The 16,817-nt window shown below is 29.5% G+C and carries 14 protein-coding genes and 2 pseudogenes; 15 read left to right on the top strand and 1 reads right to left on the bottom strand.

What is annotated here, in order from left to right:
• The first annotated feature begins 1 nt into the window (after position 1).
• The 13 genes and pseudogenes from ACTG45_RS13235 (at position 2) to ACTG45_RS13175 (ending at position 14,158) form a co-directional block, all read left to right on the top strand.
• A pseudogene (locus ACTG45_RS13235) lies at positions 2-493 on the top strand (flavodoxin).
• Positions 494-664: 171 nt separating this feature from the next.
• Entirely contained in the window at positions 665-1,783 is a 1,119-nt protein-coding gene (locus tag ACTG45_RS13230) for a C45 family autoproteolytic acyltransferase/hydolase (RefSeq protein WP_479919130.1), read from the top strand.
• Between the two features lie 149 nt (positions 1,784-1,932).
• On the top strand, positions 1,933-2,802 hold the full coding sequence (locus ACTG45_RS13225) for an AraC family transcriptional regulator (protein WP_479919129.1): 870 nt from the start codon (positions 1,933-1,935) through the stop codon (positions 2,800-2,802).
• A gap of 376 nt (positions 2,803-3,178) precedes the next feature.
• A complete protein-coding gene (gene srlA / locus ACTG45_RS13220) occupies positions 3,179-3,724 on the top strand; it encodes a PTS glucitol/sorbitol transporter subunit IIC (protein ID WP_021385333.1) in 546 nt (181 codons plus the stop codon).
• A gap of 12 nt (positions 3,725-3,736) precedes the next feature.
• Complete coding sequence (srlE, locus tag ACTG45_RS13215; protein WP_479919128.1) at positions 3,737-4,750, top strand: PTS glucitol/sorbitol transporter subunit IIB; 1,014 nt, start codon at positions 3,737-3,739, stop codon at positions 4,748-4,750.
• Between the two features lie 220 nt (positions 4,751-4,970).
• A complete protein-coding gene (locus ACTG45_RS13210) occupies positions 4,971-6,944 on the top strand; it encodes a BglG family transcription antiterminator (RefSeq protein ID WP_479917110.1) in 1,974 nt (657 codons plus the stop codon).
• 48 nt (positions 6,945-6,992) lie between these two features.
• The gene (locus ACTG45_RS13205) at positions 6,993-7,352 is read left to right on the top strand and encodes a transcriptional regulator GutM (protein WP_021385328.1); all 360 of its coding nucleotides are present in this window, start codon (positions 6,993-6,995) and stop codon (positions 7,350-7,352) included.
• 34 nt (positions 7,353-7,386) lie between these two features.
• On the top strand, positions 7,387-7,743 hold the full coding sequence (locus ACTG45_RS13200; protein WP_021385302.1) for a PTS glucitol/sorbitol transporter subunit IIA: 357 nt from the start codon (positions 7,387-7,389) through the stop codon (positions 7,741-7,743).
• Positions 7,744-7,780: 37 nt separating this feature from the next.
• Positions 7,781-9,073: an NAD(P)H-dependent oxidoreductase gene (locus ACTG45_RS13195; protein ID WP_021385342.1), complete on the top strand. Its 1,293-nt coding sequence runs from the start codon at positions 7,781-7,783 to the stop codon at positions 9,071-9,073.
• 448 nt (positions 9,074-9,521) lie between these two features.
• A complete protein-coding gene (ccpN, locus tag ACTG45_RS13190; protein ID WP_044213709.1) occupies positions 9,522-10,160 on the top strand; it encodes a transcriptional regulator CcpN in 639 nt (212 codons plus the stop codon).
• A 6-nt stretch (positions 10,161-10,166) separates the two neighbouring features.
• The gene (locus ACTG45_RS13185) at positions 10,167-11,009 is read left to right on the top strand and encodes a pyruvate, water dikinase regulatory protein (protein WP_044213707.1); all 843 of its coding nucleotides are present in this window, start codon (positions 10,167-10,169) and stop codon (positions 11,007-11,009) included.
• 60 nt (positions 11,010-11,069) lie between these two features.
• A complete protein-coding gene (ppdK, locus tag ACTG45_RS13180; RefSeq protein WP_021385345.1) occupies positions 11,070-13,697 on the top strand; it encodes a pyruvate, phosphate dikinase in 2,628 nt (875 codons plus the stop codon).
• 215 nt (positions 13,698-13,912) lie between these two features.
• The gene (locus ACTG45_RS13175; protein ID WP_021385311.1) at positions 13,913-14,158 is read left to right on the top strand and encodes a zinc ribbon domain-containing protein; all 246 of its coding nucleotides are present in this window, start codon (positions 13,913-13,915) and stop codon (positions 14,156-14,158) included.
• A gap of 66 nt (positions 14,159-14,224) precedes the next feature.
• Here the strand turns inward: ACTG45_RS13175 and ACTG45_RS13170 are convergent, their stop codons facing one another.
• Positions 14,225-15,490 (bottom strand): ROK family protein, encoded by a 1,266-nt coding sequence (locus tag ACTG45_RS13170; protein ID WP_479917109.1) that lies wholly within the window; start codon positions 15,488-15,490, stop codon positions 14,225-14,227.
• Positions 15,491-15,658: 168 nt separating this feature from the next.
• Between ACTG45_RS13170 and ACTG45_RS13165 the strand changes: the two genes are divergently transcribed.
• Both ACTG45_RS13165 and ACTG45_RS13160 read left to right on the top strand, forming a co-directional pair.
• Positions 15,659-16,165, top strand: a complete 507-nt coding sequence (locus tag ACTG45_RS13165) for a proline racemase family protein (protein WP_479919127.1) — start codon at positions 15,659-15,661, stop codon at positions 16,163-16,165.
• A 582-nt stretch (positions 16,166-16,747) separates the two neighbouring features.
• Positions 16,748-16,813, top strand: a pseudogene (locus tag ACTG45_RS13160) (transposase); the annotation flags it as partial.
• Positions 16,814-16,817: the final 4 nt, after the last annotated feature.

Below are 16,817 nucleotides of genomic sequence, written 5' to 3'. Positions count from 1 at the left end.
TATGAGTAAAAAAAATATTGTAATATACTTTTCAAGTTCGTCAAACACTAAAAGAGTTGCAGAGATTATTCAAAAATACACATTGGCGGATATACAAGAGATATTTACAGAAACACCATATACAAAGGATTATAATGCACTAGTAAAGCAAGCCCAACAAGAAATACAAAAAGGTATTATGCCGAGTATTAAAAAAATATCATATGATTTAAATGATTATGATACTATTTTTTTAGGGACACCAAATTGGTAGAGTACAATTGCACCACCTATAGCAACTTTACTTAATCAGAATGATTTAAGTGGAAAAAATATTATACCTTTTATTACTCATGGAGGTGGTGGAAAAGGGCATGCTGATAAAGATATAAAAAAATTATGTCCTAATTCAAAAGTTTTAGATATATTTGATATTTATGGAGATGGAGGAAATGGTGCAGAAGAAAAAATTATTTCATGGCTTAAGGTAATAAATATGTATGAGCAAAAGTAAGATTTTAAGTTTTAACATTTAATTTATATAATAGATATTTAAATAATCCTATATAAATCTAGTACTTGTTAGACTTTTTAGAACTGTGAATTTATTATAGCAAAAAATATCATGAAAGGTTATAGCTCTAATGATAAAATCAAGTACAAGATATATATAGGAGGAAATAATATGGAAACTTTAAAAGTAAGAACTTTCGAATTATGTGGTACAAACTATGAAATAGGGTATGAGTTAGGAAAATCAATTGTAAATATACCAGAGCTGATAAGTGAACAAATTAATAAATCTAATGTTGTAACTAAAGAAGAAGAAAATCATATGGTGGAGTTATTTGATAAATATTGCCCAGGGCTTAATGAAGAATTACAAGGTTTTGCTGATGCTATTAAAGTAGATAGTAGTCAACTTTTATACTATACTATGACCTATCTTAGACCAGGTTGCAGTCAAGTTGCTTTAACACCAGAGCTAACTGAAAATGGGCATGTTCTCTTTGCTCGTAATTTTGACTTCTCGCACCATATGGAAGATTTTGCTTTATGTAAAACTAAAGTGGTTGGGAAATATGCACACATTGGAACTACAGTCATGCAATTTGGAAGAACCGAAGGTATGAATGAATGTGGCTTGGGTGTGAGTCAAACATCTTGTGGTTACCCTGTAGGAAGCCAAGAAGGTATGAGAAAACCTAAAATTGTAGGTTTACAGTTTTGGGCTGTTATTAGATATTTATTAGAAAATTGCAAAGATGTAGGGGAGGCATTAGATTATATAGAAGATATGCCTATTGCATATAATATTAATTTATTACTTGCAGATAAGTCTGGAAATATGGCACTTGTAGAAACTCTAGATGGTAAAAAAGAGATAAAGAGAATAAATGAACTTGAAAATAAGAGAGAATATTTTCTCCACTCTACAAATCATATTCATATTGATAAACTTCATAAATTAGAACCACAGTCAATGAATAATTCAATTTATAGATATAATTTAATTAAAGAATATGTAGATAATTCTAAAAAAATTAGTGAGAAGGATTTAATGGATTTCTTATCTTTAAAATATCCAAATGGTTTATCTTGTAATTACTATAATGATTTTTTTGGAACTTTAAAAAGTATAGTTATGGACTTAAATACAGGAAAGTTTAATATACTATGGGGTGGATTAGAAAGTAATATATGGAATGCCTACTATTTAAATGACAATATTAAATTTACAACACAACTAATAAATATAGATATTGAAAAAGCACCCTCTGATTTTTTCGAGTTGGTTGAATAAAAAAAATATCATTATTTTAAATAATTAATTTTTAGAAATTAAATGAAAGTTTTATATTGGCATATTGAATTAATTCTAATATTTTAGTATAGTGAAAAATAGTTTTGACTTATGTACTTGAGAATGTCAAATAGAAGAGAGGTATTATATTGGATTACTTGAAGTATTTTGAAAAAGCTGTAATATATATTGAGAATAATTTAAAAGAAAATATAACTGTAAATGATGTAGCAAAAGAATCTGGATATTCTTATTATCATTTGACACGCCTATTCAAGTCTATGTTTGGTGAAAGTGTAGGAAGTTATATAAAAAAAAGACGATTGGTCAATAGTGCAAAAGAACTTTTATATAGCGATAAAAAGGTGATAGATATAGCTATTGAGTGTGGCTTTGAATCTTCAGAAGCATTTAGCAGGGCATTTAAATCTATATATAAAGTTAGCCCTATTGAATATAGAAAAAACAGAATAGATGTATTTGTTGGAAAAAAGAAAAAATTAGAATTAGATTTTATGAGACATCTTGTTGGAAATATAACAATTAAGCCAACGATAAAAGAAATAGATGAAATAAAGATAATTGGCATAAGAGATAATGTGATATTAGAAGATAATTCATTACCTCACTTATGGGAAAAGTTCAGAAAAGTGCATCATATTGTTCCAAATACTCTACAATCAAAGAGAGCTTTTGGAATTTGTGAAGCAACATCTAAAATACATCTAGTTAGTGAAAAAATGGAGTTTAATGAAACAATAGGGTTTGAAGTTAGTAGTTATGAGTATATTCCAGACTCCTTTGTCTCAAAAACTATTAAAGGAGGAAAGTATGCTGTATTTACTCATATTGGTAGCTTAGAAAGTTTAGACAAAACTTATGAATATATATGGGGTACTTGGTTTTTAAGTTCAAAAGAAAAACTTGATATAAGAGATGATTTTGAAGTATATGATGAAAGATTTTTAGGTCCTAATAATGTAGATTCGCAAATTGATATTTATATACCTATAAAATAATCTATGATAAAATTAAAAAAGAATTTTATTAAAGAATAGATGCTCATAATAAGGCATCTATTTTTTTTATTTTTATAAGACTTAGATAATATTAATTAAAATAAATAAAAATAAGGTCTTAAATTTTTAAGCAAAATTTAAAATATAGTCGAAATAAGATTCGTATATTTCTGAAAATTCTAATTAGTACAATTTTTTCCTTCATAAAGTTGAAAAAAGATGTATTTATTTATCAAAAATATTATATTAAAATGATATTAATATAAAAAACATTTATAATAATATCATATAGTACAGAAAAAAGAAGTAATTTGTAAAATTAAGAGTGAGTAATAAAATTAAAAATTTAAAGATATTATAGGGAGGTTATAATTTTATGGAAAACGTTATTACAGGTCTAAGTAAAGGTGCAGAATGGTTTATTGGTTTGTTTCAGAAGGGAGGAGAACAGTTTATAGGTCTTGTTTCAGGAACTCTTCCAACACTAATTGTATTAATGGTAGCCATTAACTCTTTGATTAAAATCATTGGTGAGGAAAGAGTTAATAATTGGGCTTCTAAACTTGGAAGGAATTCTTTTACAAGATATATTCTACTTCCATTAGTATCAGTCTTTTTCTTGGGAAATCCTATGTGTTATACATTTGGTAGATTTTTAAAAGAAGAACATAAAGCAGGATTTTATGATGCAGCAGTTTCATTTGTACATCCAATTACAGGACTTTTTCCACATGCAAATGCAGGAGAACTTTTTGTATGGTTAGGAATATCAGCAGGGTTGACTACTTTAGGTAAAGAGACTACTACATTAGCATTATGGTATTTTATAGTTGGTTTAATCGTAATTTTTATAAGAGGTATAATAACAGAAAAAATGTATGCTTTTTTAACAAGAAAAAATAAAGTGGCAAATAAAGCTTAGGAGGTAGTTAATATGGATGAAAATAAGATACTAAAAATAGAAAAAGGAACTTCTGGTTGGGGAGGTCCTTTATATATAAAAAAAGAAGGAAATAGAAATAAGATATTATCAATGACTGCTGGTGGTATTCATGAAGTAACATTAAAAATAAAAGAACTACTGGGTTGTGAGATTGTAGATGGATTTAAAACTGGTGTTTCTGATGAAGAAGTAGCAGTAGTTATTATTGATTGTGGTGGAACTGCTAGATGTGGAGTTTATCCAAAGAAAAAAATTCCAACAATTAATGTAAATCCAGTTGGAAAAACAGGTCCTTTAGCAAAATTTATAACAGAGGAATATTATGTATCAGATGTTAGCCCTAATTGTATAAGTGTTTTAGATGGAGAAGAAATGCCACAAAAATCTCAAGAGAATAAAAGTGAAAATAAGAGTTCTATTAGAAAGCCTGACAATTATGATGAAGTAAAATCAAAAGCACAGGGCGAATATGCTAAAAAGAATATAATACTTTCTATTGGGCAAGGAGCAGGACAAGTAGTATCAAAATTTTATGATGCAGGACGAGATACTATCCAAATGGTAATGAATAATGTAATACCATTTATGGCATTTGTAAGTATGCTTATGGGAATTATTTTAGCATCTGGGTTGGGAGATTGGATTGCAAAAGTAATATCTCCACTTGCTGGTAATATTGGTGGATTATTGATTATATCAATAATTTGTACACTTCCAATTTTATCACCAATATTAGGACCTGGTGCAGTTATAGCCCAAGTAGTAGGAACTCTTGTAGGTACACAAATTGGTCTTGGTGCAATACCAGCATATTTAGCACTTCCTGCTTTATTTGCAATAAATGGACAAGCTGGATGTGATTTTGTCCCAGTAGGACTAAGTTTGGGAGAAGCAGAACCAGAAACCGTGGAATATGGTGTTCCAGCTCTATTTTATTCTCGTTTAATAACTGGACCAATATCTGTTATTATTGCATATGGTATTGCAGTATTTGCTTTAAGATAATGTTTAATGTCAATATTAGGTTTAAATTTGATTAATAAAATTTAGAATATAAATTTAAGCTAGTCAAGAGTTTTGTTAATGAGAGACTAGCTTTTATACTATTAATTAACTGTAATTACCGATTTAGATTAATACTAAATTTTCCTCTATTAAAGTGAAATTTTATGTATTAATTTGGTTTCAAGTTTGTACTAGAATGAAATCAAGGAGGAGATACAAAATGAATGTAACTGAGAAAATTCCTTCTATTGACCGCAAGATATTTAAAATATTGATTATATGTAGTAAAAAAGAGTTTGTAAGCATCAATTCAATAGCAAATGAACTGAATGTTACAACTAGAAGTGTAAGAACTTATATAAAACAATTGAATAAAGATTTAGGTAGTGATATAGCAGTAATCAAATACATAAAGGGTCAAGGATATAAACTGGAAATAAAAGATGAGAAAGTACTTAATAAGATTATTGATATGAATAGAAAAAATGTATTCTCATTAAACTCAAAGGAAGATAGAGTAGAATTTATACTAAATTATTTGATAGAACTAGATGGATTTATTACACTTGATAGTTTAGCAGATGAGATGTGTGTAGGAAGAACTACTCTAGTAAATGATTTCCAGTATGTAGAAAAAGTTCTAGCTTCGTATAATTTAAACTTAATAAAAAAACAGAATACAGGGATGAAATTACATGGAAATGAACTTGATATTAGATTGCTTATATTAAATCAGTTGTATAAGAACTCAAGAAAAGATTTAAATAATTCGAAATATTTTAAAGACATTAAAAAAGAAGAACTCTCAAGTTTGGAAGAAGAATTATTGTTTTTATTCAAAAATAACAATTTTTATGTTACAGATGAGATGCTAAGAGAGGTTCTTAACTATATAGTAGTTTTAATTTATAGAGCAAAAGAAAAGAAGAAAGTGAAAGAGTATAATGTAAAGTTTGATTTGCTTAAATCATATGATGAATACCTTATTGCTAGGGAAATAAAGCATATATTATCAAAAAGATTTGAATGTATTTTGAATGATGAGGAAATTATTTATTTGACTATACCATTAGTAAGTGGAAATGCACCAGCATCAGAATGTGCTTTAAATAGTAGTAGAATTAATAAAAATATTGATGAGTTGATGGAAAACATATTTAAGCAGATATATATTGATATGGGTATTTTGATAAATGAGGATGAATTAAGAATAGGGCTAGGATACCATCTTAGTTTTACTCTAAATAGGCTATTATTTAATATAAAGTTAAAAAATGTCCTACTAGAAGAGATTAAACAGAACTATATACTTCCTTTTAAATTAGCGCAAATAGCAGGGAGAGTAATAGAGAAGAAGTATAATTTAGAAGTCTCAGAAGATGAGATTGGATACATAGCAATTCATTTCAGTGGATACTTAGAAAGAAATAGCAGTAGATTCTATTCAATAAAGAAAATAGCAATTATATGTGGTACAGGTCTAGGAACTGCGAAATTACTAAAAATAAGAGTTGAAAAATTAATAGGTAACAATCCTCAGATTGATACTCTTTCAAGTTTTAATTTGAGAAATATTAACTTAAATGAATACGATATAGTTTTTACAACTATTGATTTAGACACATCAAATATAGGAACCATAGTATTAAAAATAAATACAATATTTGATGAAAATAAGCTAAGAGAACAGTTAAAGACAGTGTTGTGTTTAAGAGAAGGAAATATTGATACTACTAATTCTACAAATTTATTAATAAATAATTTGTTGGATGAAGATAAATTTATGATATTGAATGAAAAGACTATACTTGGGTCTTTAGAAAAAATGATGGATAAGCTTATGGATTTGGGATGTATTGATGATAAGTTTAGAAAAAACATAATTAATAGAGAAGAAAAGTCTCCTACAGTTTTTGATAAAGGTCTATTATTCCCACATTCTGTAAATGAAAAATCAGATAAATTCTTAATGGCAATTGGAATTTTAGAAGAACCAATAGAATATGCAAATAGAAGTATAAAAATAATACTCATGACAATGTTTCCATGTGAGAACCAAATGGATTCAGATTTATTAGTAAAAATTTATGAAGAAGTTTTAAAGATAGGACAAGATGTAAAATTAACAAATAAGATAAGTAAATGTAGAAGTTTTTTAGAGTTTAAAAAAGTGTTACTTAAGAATCTTATGTAGCTATAGTATAGAATAAAAAAATAATGTGTTTGTGGAAGGTGTATAAATATGAAACTACTTGTAATTTTATTTGTTGTTTATGTTCTAAATACTATATTTATAATGAAACAGAATAAATTATATTTTAAAACTTTAAATAGAGCTAAAAAAAAGGGTGATATAGTATCTACAGGAAAAAAGAAAAGTTATTTTTCTAAAGGAAGTATAGCAATTATATCTTCAGATTCAGATGGATTTATAAAGTTTGGAGAAATTCTAAAAGGGCGTACAGTGATGGCTAAGTTTAAAGAGATTGAAGAAATAGAAGGTCTAGATATATATAGTGCAGAGCAAAAATTTAAAGATGAAGAAAGTATTGTACAAGCCATAAAATTTATAAAAGAAAAAATAAATGTTTCTTTTAATTAACTTAATATAAATATAAATTATCAGGAGGAATGTCATGAAATATGAAGTTAAGATAAGTGGAATAGGCAGTTTAGTTAAAGAATTAATGGATGAAAGCAATTGTCTTATCATATATGATGAAACCATCAATGATGAGGACTTAAAGGATATATCTGTAATTCATTCAATATCGACATTAAAAAGTAATGTTGAAATAGGAGATACACTTACAATAGGAAATAGAGATTATTGTATAGTTTCAGTTGGTGATATTGCTCAAAAGACTCTTAGAGAAATTGGTCACTGTACAATCAAATTTGATGGAGAATGTGAAGTAAACTTACCAGGAGAAATACATGTAGAAATAGGAAATCCAAATATAACTATTGGAGATTTAATAACTATTTCTTAATTTGAAAAATAAAATTATTATAACAGGAGGAATTGATATGTTAGATTTAAACAGAAAACTTGCAAAATTGGAAGAAGAAGGTAAAAAAATAAAAGTAGCTCTTATAGGTGCTGGTCATATGGGTAATGGAATGGTAAGCCAAATGGCAAATATGAAAGGTATTGAGGCTTCTATTGTTGTAGATATAAATTTAGAATTAGCTCATAAAGCATTTACTGATGCAGGCATAGATGAAGAAGTTATAGATAATGTAACGAATGAAAATGATGCAGAATTAAAATTACAAGAAGGAAAAGTATTAACTTGTAATGATTTTCTTGTAGCTTGTAAGACTAAGTCAATAGATGTAGTTATAGATGCAACTGGAGGTATTGCAATTGGAGCAGAAATAGCATTAAATGCTATCTTAAATAAAAAACACATAGTAATGTTGAATGCTGAAACTGATTGTGTTGTTGGACCAATACTTAAAAAATTAGCAGATGATGCTGGAGTAATATTTACAGGTTCTGCAGGGGATGAGCCAGGAGCAGTAATGGGATTGTTTGATTTTGCAGATGCAATGGGATTTGAAGTTAGAGTGATAGGAAAAGGTAAAAATAATAAATTAGATTTAGATTGTAATCCTGATACTGTTAGAGAGGAAGCAGAAAGAAAAGGAGCTTCACCTCATATGATAGCTTCTTTTAAAGAAGGAACTAAGACAATGGTAGAAATGGCCCTAATGTGTAATGCAACTGGATTTGTGCCTGATGTAAGAGGTGGTCATGGTATTGAGGCTACAGTAAACGAAGTACCTAAAAAATATGCATTAAAGAGCGAAGGTGGAGTATTAGATAATTATGGTGTAGTTGATTTTGTAAATGGTATAGCACCTGGAGTTTTCGTTGTAGTTGCTCATAAATTAAAAGCTGTTAATGATGAATTAAAGTATTTAAGCATGGGTGATGGACCTAATTACATATTATATAGACCATATCATTTATGTAGCTTAGAGACTCCTTTATCAGCAGCTATGGCAGTTTTAGAGCATAAGGCTACAATAGTACCTAAAAATGGACTAGTTGCAGAAGTTATGACTATAGCTAAGAAAGACTTGAAAAAAGGTGAGTATATGGATGGATATGGTGCATATACATGTTATGGTACTATAGAAAAATACGATGTTGCAAAGGCTATGAATGCTGTTCCTATTGGATTAGTTAGCAAAAAGACTAAAGTAGTTAAAGATATTAAAAAAGGTGAAGTTATAACTTATGATATGGTGGAGATAGAAAAAGATACTACTTTATATCATTTAAGACAATTACAAGAAAAAATATTTGGGTAAGATTTGATGATAATATAATATAGGTAGTGCTTAAAAGGGTTGATGGTTATTTTTAAATCAGCCCTTTTAAAATTATATATTTTTGTTAAGATATTTTGTATAGAGGTATATTATAGGTCATTTATAATTAAAAATTTTAATAGTGTATTTAATTTAAATTAATTCTGCAACTTTATATTCATATTTAAAATAATATAATTAAAAATTTTAATATAAAATGAATTAAAATGACCCATTATGTATTATAATATTAACTGTAACACTAATATAGTTCTATTAATTAAAGAAATATCCCCCATTAATATATAATAAATATCTTTAAGCGAGAGAACTTAGTAAAAAAATATATCGTATTCAATAAAAAATCTGTTTACAGAATGGTATATATAGTTATATAATATACTATATAAGATGCGAAAAGATAAAAAGTATAGCACAATGAAAGAAGGTGATTATTATTCAGCTTAATGAAAGACAACTAAAAATTATAGATATAGTTAAGGAAAATGAACCAATAACGAGTGAAAATATTGCCTCCAGCTTGAATGTGACTCGTGCTACGCTTAGATCTGATTTAGCTATATTGACAATGACAGGAATACTAGACGCAAGACCAAAAGTTGGATATTTTTATTCAGGAGTCAGTGAAATTAATTTAATTGGTAAAAGTATAAAAGAGAAATCAGTAGAAGATATAATGAGCATGCCTGTACTAGCTAAGAAAGACGAAAGTATATATGATGTAATAGTCACTATGTTTTTATCTGATGTAGGCAGTATAGTTATTATAGATGAGAATGAAGAGTTATGTGGAGTTGTTTCCAGAAAAGACTTGTTAAAAGCAACAATAGGAGGTTCTGATATAAATAAGATGCCAATAGGTATGATAATGACAAGAACTCCAAATGTAGTTACCTTAACTAAAGGAGCAAGTGTTTTATTAGCTTCAAGAAAAATAATAGAACATGAAGTAGATTCGATTCCAATTGTTGAATATAAGGGAGAAGACAAAAATCATATGAGAGTTGTTGGGAGAATATCAAAAACCAACATAACTAAGCTATTCTTAGAAATAGTTGACAATTAAGGAGGTATGCTGGTGAAAAACCTAATTATATATGCAGTATCAGATTCAGTTGGGGAGACTGCACAACAAGTTGCAAAAGCATGTATGTCTCAGTTTTATGTAAATGAAACTTATGAAATAAAAAGATTTCCATACATGATTAATAAAGGAGTACTACTTGAAACTTTGGAGAATGCAAAAGCTGAAAACGCTTTGATTGTATATACATTAGTCGATGAAGAGTTATGCAGTATTGTTGAAAGATATTGTGAGAGAGAAGGTCTTAGCTGTATAGACCTGATGACAGATATACTAAGAGAAATAAGCAAGAGAACAGGAAGAAAACCTAAAAGAGAAGCTGGTATAATTAGAAAATTAGACGAATCTTATTTTAAGAGAGTTGAAGCTATAGAGTTTGCAGTAAAATATGATGATGGAAAAGACCCTAGAGGTGTTCTTCAAGCAGATATAATTTTAGTGGGAATCTCAAGAACATCTAAAACTCCTTTGAGTATGTATTTGGCTAATAAAAATATAAAAGTAGCTAATGTTCCATTAGTTCCAGAAATACCAATTCCTAAAGAGGTATTTGAGATAAATACTAAGAAGATAATAGGTCTTACTAATTCACCTGAAAAGCTTAATGAAATAAGAACTCAAAGATTAAAAGCTTTAGGTCTATCCAGTAAAGCCAACTATGCTAATCTAGAAAGAATACTTCAGGAATTAGATTATTCAGAAGAAATAATGAAAAAAATTGGATGCCCAGTAATAAATGTTTCAAATAAAGCAATAGAAGAAACAGCAGGTATAATCTTAGACATAATGAAAGAAAACGGTCTAAAGATATACAAAGAAATAGAAATTTAATAATGTCTATTAATAAAAATGATATAAATTAAAATAAAAAGATTAATGGGGGATTTAACAATGGAAACTAAGTATGTTTATAGTTTTGGTGAAGGAAGCAAAGACATGAAATCTTTACTAGGAGGTAAAGGTGCCAATTTAGCAGAAATGACTAAGATAGGCTTACCTGTCCCTCCTGGGTTTACTATAACAACAGAAGCCTGTAATGATTATTATGTTAACAATGAAAGTATAAGAGAAGATATAATAAAAGAAATAGAAGAGCATTTGGCTACTTTAGAAAAAGACTTAAATAAAACATTAGGATGCAATAAGAATCCATTATTAGTATCAGTTCGTTCTGGTGCAGTATTCTCTATGCCAGGAATGATGGATACAATTCTTAACTTAGGTCTTAATGACAATAGTGTTGTTGGTCTAGCAGAAGCTACACAAAATGAAAGATTTGCATATGATAGTTACAGAAGATTCATACAAATGTTTTCTGATGTTGCTATGGAAGTTCCAAAATATAAATTTGAGAATGTATTAGATAGAGTAAAAGAATCAAAAGGATATACAGTTGATACAGAGCTTACAACTGATGATTTAAAAGAAATAGTAAAAGAGTTTAAAGCAATATACAAAAAAGAAATTAAAAGTGATTTCCCACAAGACCCAAAAGAGCAATTAATGCTTGCTATAGAGGCTGTATTTAGATCATGGAATAACCCTCGTGCAATCGTATACCGTAAATTGAATGATATAGCTCATAACTTAGGTACAGCAGTAAACATCCAATCAATGGTATTTGGTAATATGGGAGAAACTAGTGGTACAGGTGTTGCATTTACTAGAAACCCAGCTACAGGAGAAAATAAATTATTTGGTGAATTCTTAATGAATGCACAAGGTGAAGACGTTGTTGCAGGTATAAGAACTCCTCAAAATATATCAACTCTTGCTGATGTAATGCCAGCTGTATTTGATGAATTCGTAAAAATTACTCATATACTTGAAGGTCACTATAAAGATATGCAAGATATAGAGTTTACTATAGAAAATGAAAGATTATATATATTACAAACTAGAAATGGTAAGAGAACAGCAGCAGCAGCAATAGCTGTAGCAGTTGATTTAGTTGAAGATGGAATAATAGACGAAAAAGAAGCTATAATGAGAATCGAACCTAATCAATTAGACCAATTATTACATCCAAAATTTGAAGATAAGGCATTAAAAGAAGCTAAAGTTATAGCAAAAGGTTTACCAGCATCACCAGGTGCAGCAAGTGGTAAAGTTTATTTCAATGCTGATGATGTAGTAAAAGCAAATGAAAAAGGAGAAAAAGTAGTTTTAGTTAGACTAGAGACATCTCCAGAAGATATAGAAGGTATGGTTAAAGCTGAAGGAATCCTTACAGCTAGAGGTGGAATGACATCACATGCAGCAGTTGTTGCTAGAGGTATGGGTAAATGTTGTGTTGCTGGATGTGGAGAAATAAAAGTTGATGAGTTTAACAAAGAAATAAGAGCACTTGATGATGTAGTTATAAAAGAAGGAGAATATATTTCTATAGATGGTTCTACAGGAAATGTTTATTTAGGAGATGTTAAGAAAACAGAAGTAGCTTTAACTGGAAACTTTGAGAAATTAATGAACTGGGTAGATAAACACAAGTGTATGATGGTTAGAACTAATGCAGATAATCCTAGAGATGCTCGTGCAGCTATAGAGTTTGGGGCTGAAGGTATAGGTCTATGTAGAACTGAGCATATGTTCTTTGATGAAGATAGATTACCAGCAGTTAGAGAAATGATATTATCTAATACAGTAGAGCAAAGAGAAAAAGCACTAGAAAAAATATTACCAATGCAAAGAGAAGATTTTGTAGAGTTATTCAAAGTTATGGATGGAAAACCAGTTAATATAAGATTACTAGACCCACCATTACATGAATTCTTACCTCATGATGATGAGACTATAGAAGAACTTGCAAAATCTATGGGAATAAAAGTAAGTGATATTAAGAAGAGAATAGTTGATTTAGACGAATTTAACCCAATGCTTGGACACAGAGGTTGTAGACTTGCAATAACTTATCCTGAAATATGTGTAATGCAATCTAAAGCTATAATACAAGGTGCTATAGAAGCAATAAGAGCAGGTGTTAAAGTTTCTCCAGAAATAATGGTTCCATTAATTGGTGAAGTAAATGAATTAAAGATAATAAGAAAAATGATAGTGGATACTGTTGATGCTATAATAAAAGAAGAAGGTGTAGAAGTTCCTTATACTGTAGGTACTATGATAGAAATACCTAGAGCTTGCTTAACTGCTGATGAAATAGCACAAGAGGCAGACTTCTTCAGCTTTGGTACTAATGACTTAACTCAGATGGCATTTGGATATTCAAGAGATGATGCTGGTAAATTCTTAGGTCAATATGTAGATGAAGAAATATTAGAAAAAGACCCATTCCAAGTACTAGACCAAAATGGTGTTGGTAAATTAGTTAAAATGGGAGCTAAATTAGGTAGAGAAGTTAAACCAGAATTAAAACTAGGAATATGTGGAGAGCATGGTGGAGAACCATCTTCAGTAGAGTTCTGTTACAGTGTAGGACTTAACTATGTATCTTGTTCACCATTTAGAGTGCCAATTGCTAGACTTGCAGCAGCTCAGGCATCTATAAAAAATCCTAGATAGTCATATACTGTAAAATTATATAATTAAATTAATATCCCCTATACATTCAATGTATCAAATAAATTATTTGTAAGTTGAATATAGGGGATTTTTATTTTATTATAAAAAGATAACTTATATAGTTGTAAATGAAACGTATTTAATTATATTGCATATATTATTGTAGAGAGAAATTTCAACTAGCAATTAAATTGAGTTTACTGGAGGGGATAAAGTTGACAAAGTGTCCTAAATGTGGAAAGGAAGTATCATCACGTCCAGGTAGTATATGCCCACGATGTGGATTTAAAGTAGCAGAGGAAAGTCTGAAAATGAGATGCCCAGAACCTAGTTGTAGGGCTTTGGTATCTAGGAAATTGGATTATTGTCCTAAATGTGGATGCAAACTGAAAGGATATAATATTTCTGAATTTGTTAACATGGTGAGATGTAAAATAGATGAGACATTTGATAAAAGATAATTAAATTTAGAGTTAAACTTTTGAGCCATCCAATTCGGATGGCTCTATAAAAGCATAGGTTTTTGATTATTCTTCATTCCCCTTAACGCTACCTTCATAAAGTATGGGATTATCAAAAAAATTTTGCGTTAAGACCTGATATCCTCCAGCTTTTTGTAGTTCTCTTAATGGTCTTGTATCATAGTATATTATAGACGCAGTTTCCTCTGGGAAGAATCGAGCTTTTTTTCGTTCTTCTTTTAATTTAAGCTTAAAATATTCTCCTGCATAAGCATACTGCCCAAGTAAGACTACAACTTCTGGGTCAAAATTGATTGCTACATTTTTTAACATTAGTGAGAACATTTCTGCTAAATAGCCAACCTCTATCTTTGCTAGCTCGTCTCCATTGTCTGCTTCTTCAAACACATGTTGAAGTAAATTCTTAGATTCTATCCATTGGTTTATAGATGATTCCAAAAGTTTTAATGAATTTTTCTTTAGCCTATAGCGAATCCTTTCAGCACTAACCATACGTTCAAAGCATCCTTTACTTCCACAGGAGCAAATCTCTTCGTCACTGTAATCAACAGTCATGTGTCCAATTTCTCCAATAAGAGCATTTCTACCAGTAAGCACAACTTTATCAATATAGCATGAAGAAATTCCTGCTTCTGCATACATGACAACTGTTCTTTTATTGCGAAATTCTTCTTCAAGAAGAAGTGCATTTCCAGCCATTCTAACTAGATTTTCTACTATAATTTCCTGTTTTGGATACAATTTTTCAAGCCATTTTTTTATATTAATATTTCTGCCCCAATGTGGAGCCATCATAAAAAATCTGACAATACCACATTTTTGGTCTACAAATCCAGCAATTGCAAGACTTATACCATATAACTCCTCATGAGAGACTTCTGCATTTGCTAGAATCTCTTCAATGTGACCTGCAAGTTCTTTTTGAAATGTATCCAATGTATTTTTGTAAGTGGCAGGAATTTCTATTTCTAAGATACATTCATTTTTCATGGTCAAAATTGCAAAATGAATATAATTCTCTTCAAGTGATATACACAGTATTCTTTTATTACAAGAAAACGAATATAATTCTGGGCGTTTTCCACCAATATTTGTAGAATTTCCTTTACCTACTGAAACCAAAAGTCCTATTTCTTCAAAACTCTGCATAGCTTTTTTTACTGTAGGACGGCTAATTTTGGTTGCTTCACTGATATCATTGACTGATACCTCTGTTGAATTTCTAATGATGTCAAGTATTCGTTTCCGATTTAAATATTTTAAGTCTGAAGGCATGGATGCATTTTTTACATGTTTCTCTCTATTTCCCATAAGACTATATTTCCTTTCTTGTTACATTTCATTGGTCGTTACTTTTGTTTAAATATACGATATCATATTTTCTTAATCTTTTCCAGTTCTCTGAGTTGACAATTTAAAAATAAAGTTATAAAATAAAGTTACATAACTATATTACATAATATTGAGGGGGTTTCCAAAATGGAACTAAAACCAAATGTAAATCTTAGTATTTACGAGAAATGTTTTACTGCTGTTGATACACATACAGTTGGAGAATTTACACGTGTTGTGCTATCTGGATTTCCAGAATTACCAGGAGATACAATGATTGAAAAGAAAAAATATTTGGAAGAGAATTGTGACCAGTATCGTAAGGCGTTAATGTTTGAGCCTCGTGGGCATCATGATATGTTTGGTTCTATTGTTACTGAGCCAATTAATTCAGAAGCAGATTATGGAGTTATCTATATGGATACTGGTGGATATTTGAATATGTGTGGGCATGGAACTATTGGAACTGTTACTGCAATTATAGAAGCGAGACTTGTAGAAGCAAAAGAACCATATACAGAGGTTGTATTAGATGCACCTGCTGGTTTAATCCGTACAAAGGCAGAGGTAAAAGATGGTAAGGTTGTGAATGTAACATTAACAAATGTACCTGCATTTTTGTATAAGGAAAATTTAACTACTGTTATTGATTAAAAAATAGCTACGTACACTTGTGACTTTAGTCGTGAGTTAGTAGCTAAAGTAGTCAGCATATAGGGAAACTTATATGTAGAGATAGGATAGAGCTTATCCAATACTACTTGAATTGCTGGAAACCCCTAAAGCTAACCAAACTAAAACATAAGGATGAAATAAACCTAAGTGTGAAAGTTACGAAAGTAGAAAAAATTGGTTAGATGGTATAAGGTTAAATCCTAAGTACTTTAAAATGGGCAATCAGCAGGTAAGCTCCGAATAGGAGAAACTTCAACGACTATTCCTCTTGAGGGAAGTACATTACAAGCTATTGGTAGTGGAAGTGGGTAGACCTTAACGGATAATGCCGAAGGATAAGATATAGTCTGTGCTTGCATGAAAGTGTAAGAAGTTCATAAGAGAACTGCATAGGAAGTAGCGAACTTATGTGAACGACAACCTCAAAAATGATAAAAGTTAAGACTTATGGTTCTTACATATGCTATTTAAAAATAAATATAAAAACCTTTAAAATACTTGTTTTAAAAAATTTACCTTGTTAATATTAGGATGGGTGAGTAAAAATTGAAGTAGCTCAGATATGTATATTTAGTACAATACCATATAGTATGGTGTGTAAAATATAGACATCCAGTATTACATAATCATA

It is taken from the genome of Clostridioides sp. LIBA-7602 (assembly GCF_056688945.1).
The sequence above is the reverse complement of the archived record's forward strand: the minus strand, read 5'-3'. Positions and strand labels throughout refer to the sequence as shown.

Bases quoted from the DNA above. Each gene is read 5' to 3' on its own strand.
- ACTG45_RS13230 (WP_479919130.1), top strand. From the start codon at position 665: ATGGAAACTTTAAAAGTAAGAACTTTCGAATTATGTGGTACAAACTAT.
- srlA (WP_021385333.1), top strand. From the start codon at position 3,179: ATGGAAAACGTTATTACAGGTCTAAGTAAAGGTGCAGAATGGTTTATT.
- srlE (WP_479919128.1), top strand. From the start codon at position 3,737: ATGGATGAAAATAAGATACTAAAAATAGAAAAAGGAACTTCTGGTTGG.
- ACTG45_RS13210 (WP_479917110.1), top strand. From the start codon at position 4,971: ATGAATGTAACTGAGAAAATTCCTTCTATTGACCGCAAGATATTTAAA.
- ACTG45_RS13205 (WP_021385328.1), top strand. From the start codon at position 6,993: ATGAAACTACTTGTAATTTTATTTGTTGTTTATGTTCTAAATACTATA.
- ACTG45_RS13200 (WP_021385302.1), top strand. From the start codon at position 7,387: ATGAAATATGAAGTTAAGATAAGTGGAATAGGCAGTTTAGTTAAAGAA.
- ACTG45_RS13195 (WP_021385342.1), top strand. From the start codon at position 7,781: ATGTTAGATTTAAACAGAAAACTTGCAAAATTGGAAGAAGAAGGTAAA.
- ACTG45_RS13185 (WP_044213707.1), top strand. From the start codon at position 10,167: ATGCTGGTGAAAAACCTAATTATATATGCAGTATCAGATTCAGTTGGG.
- ppdK (WP_021385345.1), top strand. From the start codon at position 11,070: ATGGAAACTAAGTATGTTTATAGTTTTGGTGAAGGAAGCAAAGACATG.
- ACTG45_RS13170 (WP_479917109.1), bottom strand. From the start codon at position 15,490: ATGGGAAATAGAGAGAAACATGTAAAAAATGCATCCATGCCTTCAGAC.
- ACTG45_RS13165 (WP_479919127.1), top strand. From the start codon at position 15,659: ATGGAACTAAAACCAAATGTAAATCTTAGTATTTACGAGAAATGTTTT.